Source organism: Peptostreptococcus sp. D1, from assembly GCF_900112955.1.
GTDB lineage: Bacteria > Bacillota > Clostridia > Peptostreptococcales > Peptostreptococcaceae > Peptostreptococcus.
On record NZ_FONP01000016.1, the window covers coordinates 21,544 to 30,675 of the forward strand.

Consider the following 9,132-nt stretch of genomic DNA (forward strand, 5'->3'; position numbering starts at 1 on the left):
TCCTCCTACTTCAAATCAGCTCTCAAATCATACTCATATGAATCCTTGATAACTACATCGACAAAATCACCAGCATTCAGCTGTTTCTTTGTCTCTATATATACTACACTATCTATCTCCTCTGCGTCAAATTCAGTTCTGCCTATGTATAAGGTATCATCAATCTGATCTTCAACCAATACTTTAAATTCCTTGCCTACCTTATCAGAGTTTAATTCCTGAGAAATATCCTGCTGTACCATCATCAATCTTTCTAGTCTTTCAGTTTTAATATTCTCATCTAAGTGATTTGGCAATTTATCTGCTGGAGTAGCTTCTTCTCTAGAATATGTAAATGCCCCCATCCTATCAAACTTCATTTCCCTAACGAAATCTATTAGGTTATCGAAATGCTCGTCTGTTTCTCCTGGGAATCCTACGATAAACGTAGTTCTTATGGCAGCATCTGGTATTGACCTTCTAATCATATTTATTTTTTGTGTCAATTCTGCCCTACTAGTCTTTCTATTCATCAATTTTAATATCCTGTCGTCAGCATGCTGAATAGGGATATCAAAATAGCTACATATATTGTCATTTTTTGCAATAACATCTACAATCTCCTGAGTAATTCCCTCTGGATATGAATACATTACCCTTATCCAATCAAAATCAATCTTAGACAATTCTCCTAGAAGCTCTGCCAATGATTGTTTTCCGTATAAATCTACTCCATATGCAGCTGTATCCTGGGCAATCACTACTAGCTCCTTTACACCTCTCGCTCTTAATGACCTTGCTTCTTTCAAAAGGCTCTCGACACTCCTGCTTCTATATTTTCCTCTTAGCTTTGGAATAATACAGTATGTACATCTGTTATCGCACCCCTCAGCTATCTTTAAATATGCAATATGAGGAGGAGTCGAAACATATCTAGGCAAGCTTTCATCAAATGTAAAATTAATATCTCCCATTTCTACAATCCCACATTCACTCATTAGCGAATCAACTACATCTGTTATTTTGTCATAGCTTCCAGTACCTACTATACCATCTATCTCCGGAATCTCGCTTCTCAACTCATCTGGATATCGCTGAGCCAAACAGCCCGATACCAATAAGAACTTTATCACGCCTTCATTCTTTAGCTCTGCATACTGTACTATGGAATTTATCGATTCCTCTTTTGCAGCTTCGATAAATCCACAGGTATTAACTATTACTATATCTGCGTTAGAGCAATCTCCAACTAATTGATGTCCCTTCTTATTGAGCAATCCCAACATTATTTCGGCATCTACCAAATTTTTTGAACATCCTAAGGATTCTAATGCTATTTTCAAACTAGTTCCTCCATTCATCATATTCTTCTTTTGAGATCAATACTTTTCTTGGCTTACTTCCCTCACTCGGTCCAATTATACCACGTTCTTCCATATCATCAACCAGCCTAGCAGCTCTATTAAATCCAATTTTAAACTTTCTTTGTAGCATCGATGCAGAAGCCTGCCCACTCATGACAACAAAGTCTATTACATCTGACAACAGCTCATCAGCCGAATCATCCTTCACAGTATTTACACTTGAAATAGATTTCTCGATTTCGTTTGAAAATTCCACTTCTCCAGCCTCACTCTTAACGTGATCTATTACTCTGTCAGACTCTTCTTCAGAAATAAAGGCACCCTGTAATCTGACTGGCTTGCTTGCTCCCAAAGGATAGAACAGCATATCGCCCTTTCCAAGGAGTTTTTCAGCTCCTCCCATATCAATTATAGTTCTTGAATCAGTCTGAGATGATACTGCAAATGCAATTCTCGACGGAATATTCGCCTTTATTACTCCTGTGATGACATCTACTGATGGTCTTTGTGTGGCAACTATAAGATGCATTCCAGCAGCTCTCGCCATCTGTGCCAGCCTGCAAATATAGTCTTCTACTTCATTTGAGCTAACCATCATCAAATCTGCCAGCTCGTCTATTATTATAACAATCTTTGGAAGTGGATTATCAGTCTTTTCGTTGTAGCTCAATATATCCTTTACCTGAGCCTCTGCAAATAGATTATATCTTCTGTTCATTTCAGTTACAGCCCAATAAAGTGCATTTGCAGCCTTTTTTGCATCCGTAACAACCGGAACTAGCAAATGTGGTATACCATTATAATTTGCAAGCTCTACTACCTTTGGATCGATTAACATCAGCTTTACTTCGTCAGGCTTAGATTTGTACAGAATGCTTGTTATCAATGTATTTACACATACGGATTTTCCTGATCCAGTTGAACCTGCTATCAACAAATGTGGCATTTTTGCAATATCGCCAATTATTATTTTTCCTGAAACATCCTTACCAAGCCCCATGGCAAGTGGAGATTTGAAGCTATTAAACTCAGGACTTTCGATGATTTCCCTAATCGTAACCATTTGAGATTCATCGTTTGGAACCTCAATACCTATTGCACTCTTGCCTGGAATTGGTGCTTCTATTCTTATACTTTTCGCAGCTAAGCTCAAAGCTATATCATCCGTTAGATTTACTATTTTGCTGACTTTAACACCCGGCTTTGGTTGAATTTCATATCTGGTAATCGTAGGTCCAACCGTAACCTGGTTAATACTCGCATCTACTCCAAAATCCATCAACGTTCTTTCAAGCTTTCTAGCATTTTCAAGAACCTTCTTTTTTGATTTTTTATCGTTCTTTTGTTCTACCCTTTTAAGCAAATTTATCGCCGGTTTTTTGTAATCAGCGTACTTTAAATGCTCATTTTCCTGTTCTCCCCCTTCAATCGCATCTCCAAAGGCTTCCACCTTAGACATTTGTGAGTTTTTTTGAGGAGAATTTTTATTCGGCAAGCCCACATTTGGAAAAATACTGTCACTTATAGACTCTTCATTTTGCATTCTTTGTAGAATTTCTAAATCTGAAAGACTTTGAGTTCCTTCTAATATTTCAAGATAGTCGTCATCGGCTTTATTGAATCCGACTATTTTTATAGTCTTATCATCCTCTTCCGAATATATCTGCTCATCATCAATATCATCAACATCATCTTCATCATTTTTTGAAGCAAATTTAGACTTAATTTTATCAAAAAATCCAGCCTTTTCAGATAAAGCATCCGTAGCTTCGTCTGCTTTATTTCTTTTAAATTTCAATTTTGAAATAAGTCCACTGTTCTTAGATCGTCCAAAAATAGAAATCAGCTCATTTATATTAATATTGAATATATATAATATCGTTATTAATGTAGCAAATACTGTTAATAGCCATGCTCCAACATATCCCAGCACTCTTGTTAAATAATAAATAATAAATGAAGGCACCAAGCCTAGACCTTCACCTGAAACACCCATTTTTATCAAATCTTGGAATACATCACCCTTTAGAGGACTCTCAGAAGGTGTCCTCGCATAATTAATCAAGCCATAATATATTATCAAAAACAATATTGCTATGTAGAAAACCTTAGTCTTTCTAAATCTATCTATTCTCTCATTTCCATCAATAAAACCTAAAATACCCAACACAATCATAACTATTGGAACAATTATTCCCAAGCCACCAAACATTCCCTTTAGTATCATTTGGATTACTCTTGGCAAAATTGCACCAGATGAAGAGGATAAACCATAAATCAAGAACAATCCCAAAAATATCAATATCAGATTATGGTATTCTCTATTTAAATGGATTCCTCTTTTTTTAGCTCTAACGGGTTTCTTTTTGCTTGACGAGGGTCTTTTCATACCACTCTTTCCCGAATTTCCCTTAGTACCTCTATTTGCCATTTTATCACCTCAATTTCATTATAGGCTCTACATTCCTGCCTGTAATTCCAATAGACATCGGATTGCTAAAAATTATATCTATAACATTCCTCATATAATCAATATCAATACTGTCGACATATTCAACAATCTCTTCAATATTTTTCAATCGCTGACCATTTATTTCATACTCACCTATCAATAGCATTCTATCCTCAGTGTCTTCAACATTCATCATTGCAGCCCCTTTATACTGCTCCTTTGCAAAATTCAACTCGAAATCTGACACATATTCTCTTTTTATCAATTCAATTTCCTCAAGAATCAAATTATAAACCTCCAAAAGATTCTCAGCTGCAACGCTTGCAAATATTCCAAATTCAGAGCCATTTACATAAAAATTGTCCGCAGAATAAATGCTGTACGTCAAGCCTTTTTCTTCTCTTATCTTTTGAAATAATCTTGAGCTTGGAGAATTTCCGAAAATATTTCCAAGTATTTTAACAGAAACAAAATCCTTATAGTTATCATCCATAAGGGATTTAAACAAAATTGCTATATTGGATTGCTCATCATTTCTGTTTTCGACAAAATCTACTGGCAAAAATTCCTGTTCTTCCCTTACACCTAGAACATTTCCACTTTTCCAGTCGCCAAAATAACCTTCAATCAGCATTGTAATCTCATCAAAGTCAAAATTACCACTTACAACAATAACCGAATTATTTGGCAAGTAGTTATTATAGAAAAAATCCACTATCTTATCTCTATTTATATTATTTACACTTTCCTCAGTACCCAGAATACTTCTTCCAGCTCCCTTATTATTGTAGGTAACGTTCAACAGCTTCTCATAAAGATAGTCCTCTGGAGAGTCATTATACATTTTTATTTCTTCGCTGATGACAGATTTTTCCTTTTCGATATCATCATCGTCAAAAACTGAGTTTCTGATGATGTCGCTTAAAACCTCAATCCCTCTTTCTATGTGATTGTATGGCAGCTTAACGTGATAACACGTGTTGTCCTGTGTAGTAAATGCGTTAATATTGCCACCATAATAATCTATATCATTTGAAATCCTCTTCGCACTTCTATTCTTTGTGCCTTTGAAAAGCATATGTTCAATAAAATGTGCTATTCCAAAATTACCTTTGTCTTCCATCCTTGAGCCAGTATTAATCCATACCCCCAGTGAAACTGAATGCACATACGGGACTTCATCTCCAACTATTCTCAGTCCATTTTTTAAAGTTTTATATTTTATATTTATCACCTCTGTTTGATTTTACATACACTACTCGCATTTTATGATTATATCATATTTTACGACAAATTACTTAACTTATACTAATTTATGCAAATATCATATCAAAATGGAACAAATATAAATAAGTCCACCATCAATAGAATTGAAGTAAATATTAAGATAATTAATAGAATAAAAATTAATATTTAAATTTATCAATCACACATATTTTAGTATTTCAAAATAAAATAGACGCCACATGACGCCTATTTTATCAACTTTATAGAATTTGCATATTGCATTTTAATATACGCTTGATGCCTATTTGTTATTTTTGATGGCTTTTACAGAGAGATTTATCCTTTCCTTATCATCAATTTCAGTAACCATAACATCTATTTCATCATCAATAGCCAAAACATCCTCAACCTTTTCAACTCTCTTTGATGAGATTTGAGAAATGTGAAGCAAGCCTTGCTTTCCTGGTAATATCTCAACGAAGGCTCCAAATTTTTCCAATCTAACAACCCTTCCCTTGTATATTTTACCCGGCTCTGCTTCAGCTACAATTTCTTCTATCATAGCCTTCGCCTTGTTGAGCATTTCTGATTCCACACCGACGATAAAGACTTCTCCAGTTTGTTCAATATCTATTTTGACTCCTGTTTCATCTATAATCTTATTAATCATCTTTCCACCAGGTCCAATTACGTCTCTAATTTTGTCAGGATTAATAGTCAGCTTCTCTATCTTTGGAGCATATGGAGAAAGCTCTGGCTTTGGCTCACTTATAACCTTTTTCATTTCATTTAATATATGAATTCTTCCTTCCTTTGCCTGCTTCAATGCCTGTCTAAGTATTGTCTCATCAATACCGGCAATCTTTATATCCATCTGAATAGCAGTTACACCCTTTTCAGTACCTGCAACCTTAAAGTCCATATCACCTAAGTGGTCTTCCATTCCTTGAATATCAGAAAGCACTGCAATCTTATCATGGTGCTTAATAAGACCCATAGCTATACCGGCAACCATATCCCTAATCGGAACACCGGCATCCAATAATGAAAGTGTTGATGCACAGACAGATGCCTGAGAAGTAGATCCATTTGAGCTCAATACCTCTGATACCAATCTAATAGCATAAGGAAATTCCTCCTGTGGTGGAATAACCGGAACCAATGCTCTCTCAGCCAACGCACCATGACCTATTTCTCTTCTTCCCGGTCCTCTAGAAGGTCTAGTTTCTCCAACAGAGTATGAAGGGAAATTGTAGTGATGCATATATCTCTTGTTGTCCTCTTCATCTAATCCATCCAATTTTTGAACATCGCCCAATGCACCTAATGTAGTCACATTAAGAACCTGAGTCTGCCCTCTTGTAAATATAGCAGAGCCATGAGTTCTCGGAATCATACCAGTTTCACACCAGATAGCTCTAATTTCATCCAAAGCTCTATTATCAGGTCTTACATTTTCGTCTACTATAAGGCTTCTAACCTCATCCTTTATTATTGCATGGAGAATGTCTTCAATATCTCCAGCAACCTCCTCGAAAGCTTCAAGTGTTTCTTCGAAATGAGCTAAAGTTTCTGCACTTACTGCGTCCATTTTTTCTGTTCTTTCCATTTTTTCAACAGTCTTAACAGCCTCACGCATCTTTAATCTTGCAAATTCATTTACTTTTACTTCTAATTCTTCACAAGGAATGTGTAGTTCGACAGCAGCTTTCTCATGACCAACCTCTGATACTATATTTTCAATAAATTCAACAATCTTCTTTATTTCTTCATGAGCAAATAAAATTGCTTCCAAAACCTTTTCGTCAGCTACTTCATCAGCACCTGCTTCAACCATCATTATTGCATCCTTCGTTCCTGACACAACCAAGTGTAGTGAGCTTTTTTCTCTTTGCTCTTGATTAGGGTTGACAACAAATTCTCCATCAACCATTCCTATCAGCACTGAGCCAGTTGGTCCATTGAATGGTATATCAGAAATCGATAGTGCTATCGACGAACCAATCATTGCCACAATGTCAGGAGTACAATCCTGATCTACAGAAAGAACTGTAGCTACTACTTGTACATCATTTCTAAATCCGTCTGGAAATAGAGGTCTAATAGGTCTATCTATCAATCTTGAAGTAAGCACTGCCTTTTCAGATGGCTTACCTTCTCTTTTCAAAAATCCACCAGGTATTTTACCGACTGAGTATAATTTTTCTTCAAAGTCTACACTTAGCGGGAAAAAGTCTATCCCATCTCTGGGTTGAGCTGATTTTGTAACATTTACCATCAGCATAGTATCGCCATATCTGATAATACAGTTACCGTTTGTCATTTCGCATATCTTGCCAATTTCAACAGAAAGCTTCCTTCCAGCTAGCTCTGTTTCAAAAATTCTATGTTCGAACATAGTTTCCTCCTTGATTATTTCTTACTTTGAAAAGCTTATTGCCACAATATCTGGTCCAGTATGCGAACAAATACATACCCCTCCTTTGGCTACCATAAGTCTTTTCACTTTTCCATTTAATTTTTCTTCAACTTCTTTTTTTAATTTATTAAAGTCATCCAAATTGCAACCATGACCAATTGTCACAGTCAACTGACTCAAGTTGTCCTTGTTTTTCTCAATTACCAAATCAACGAGATTCGCCACTAATTTTTTTATTCCTCTAACCTTGCCCTCCAGGTTTATCTCTCCGTCTTTCATCTTGAAAATGGGCTTAATATTAAGCATTGACCCTATCAAAGCTGTTGTCATCGGAACTCTCCCACTTTTCTTCAGGAAATCAAAGCTAGCAGGAGCGAATAATATTTCTACACTATCTCTGATTTCGTCTAATTTTTCAACGATTTCTTCAATGGAAAGCCCTTCTTCTATCATGTCACAGGCTCTGATAACATACTGTCCAGCTCCCAAAGATAGCTGCTCTGTGTCGAAGATATGGATGTCTCCAGCAATGTCTTTTTTTGCCAAAGCAGCACTCTGATATGTACCGGATTTTGTAGATGATCCAGCAATATATAATATCTTTTTGCCTTGATTTATGTTTTTTTCAAATATTTCAATAAACTGTCCATAAGTCGCTTGTGAAGTTTTTGGTATATCTTCCATTTCCATAACAATTTTGTAGAATTCTTCTTTGCTAATGTCTACTCCATCTTCGTATTCCTTACCATCCATAATCAAGGTAAGCGGAACAACTTCAAGGTATTCCTTTGCCTGAATTTCATCAGGAATATCAGACAAACTGTCACATATTAATTTTATATCCAAAATAATACCTCCAATCAAAAAATAGATTTTTTCTATTAAGGAACATAAGTCTACATGGTGTATTATAGCATTTTAACAGATTTATATCAATATATAATTGAAATACAAGCATTATAAAGCTTACCCTACATCATTTTTTCTTACAGCTTTACATTGACTTCCAAGAGCTACAAAATCATCTTTAAGAAGCCACTATTCAGTCCAATAAATGCATTATCTCCAAAGCTTACCTTGGCATAATCGAGAATTGTTAGATTATGATTTGAAAAAACAATTATATTAAAATAAATCTATACATAAAAATAGGCTGCCAAAATCGACAGCCTACAATATTTATTATTTTCTTAGTCCTAATCTAGCAATTAGAGCTCTGTAGCCTTCAAGGTCATTTTTCTTTAAGTAACCTAATAGGTTTCTTCTTCTACCAACCATCTTCAAAAGACCTCTTCTTGAATGATGATCTTTCTTGTGAACCTTTAAGTGTTCGTTTAGTTCATTAATTCTAGCTGTTAATAAAGCTATCTGTACTTCTGGAGAACCAGTATCTCCTTCTTTTCTTCCAAAATCTTTGATTATTTGTTCTTTGTTTACCATTTTTTAAAATCCTCCTAAATTATAATCGCCTAAAGCTAAGCCTTGATTGGAGATTTCATAAGCCGAGCTTAGGTTTAAACCTCAATCATTATACCACATTAAAAATCATTTTTCAATACATAAGATATGTTTCTATTACAATTCTTCTCTTAGTTGTCAACACATATGTTACACTAATAAGAAAGTTTTTTCCAAATTTACATCTTCAATCTAAAAATTAAAGGATTCGAAGTCAAGGAGAAAAGCTGTGC

General features: G+C 35.2%; 6 protein-coding genes. All 6 read right to left on the reverse strand.

Going from position 1 to position 9,132, the window contains the following annotated elements; genetic code table 11:
• Positions 1-5: 5 nt before the first annotated feature.
• A complete protein-coding gene (rimO, locus tag BM120_RS09355) occupies positions 6-1,340 on the reverse strand; it encodes a 30S ribosomal protein S12 methylthiotransferase RimO (RefSeq protein ID WP_177187414.1) in 1,335 nt (444 codons plus the stop codon).
• Positions 1,324-3,732, reverse strand: coding sequence for a DNA translocase FtsK (locus BM120_RS09360; RefSeq protein ID WP_442956754.1), 2,409 nt, complete (start codon positions 3,730-3,732; stop codon positions 1,324-1,326). The genes rimO and BM120_RS09360 overlap by 17 nt, the downstream gene beginning before the upstream one ends.
• Before the next feature lie 46 nt (positions 3,733-3,778).
• Positions 3,779-5,029 carry a M16 family metallopeptidase gene (locus tag BM120_RS09365; protein WP_242941600.1) on the reverse strand — a complete coding sequence of 417 codons (1,251 nt, stop codon included), beginning with the start codon at positions 5,027-5,029 and terminating at the stop codon, positions 3,779-3,781.
• Between the two features lie 294 nt (positions 5,030-5,323).
• Positions 5,324-7,420: a polyribonucleotide nucleotidyltransferase gene (gene pnp, locus BM120_RS09370; protein ID WP_091995429.1), complete on the reverse strand. Its 2,097-nt coding sequence runs from the start codon at positions 7,418-7,420 to the stop codon at positions 5,324-5,326.
• A gap of 21 nt (positions 7,421-7,441) precedes the next feature.
• Entirely contained in the window at positions 7,442-8,287 is an 846-nt protein-coding gene (locus BM120_RS09375) for a DegV family protein (protein ID WP_091995431.1), read from the reverse strand.
• Positions 8,288-8,623: 336 nt separating this feature from the next.
• Positions 8,624-8,881, reverse strand: a complete 258-nt coding sequence (rpsO, locus tag BM120_RS09380; RefSeq protein ID WP_091995432.1) for a 30S ribosomal protein S15 — start codon at positions 8,879-8,881, stop codon at positions 8,624-8,626.
• Positions 8,882-9,132: the final 251 nt, after the last annotated feature.

Bases quoted from the DNA above. Each gene is read 5' to 3' on its own strand.
- rimO (WP_177187414.1), bottom strand. From the start codon at position 1,340: ATGAATGGAGGAACTAGTTTGAAAATAGCATTAGAATCCTTAGGATGT.
- BM120_RS09360 (WP_442956754.1), bottom strand. From the start codon at position 3,732: ATGAAAAGACCCTCGTCAAGCAAAAAGAAACCCGTTAGAGCTAAAAAA.
- pnp (WP_091995429.1), bottom strand. From the start codon at position 7,420: ATGTTCGAACATAGAATTTTTGAAACAGAGCTAGCTGGAAGGAAGCTT.
- rpsO (WP_091995432.1), bottom strand. From the start codon at position 8,881: ATGGTAAACAAAGAACAAATAATCAAAGATTTTGGAAGAAAAGAAGGA.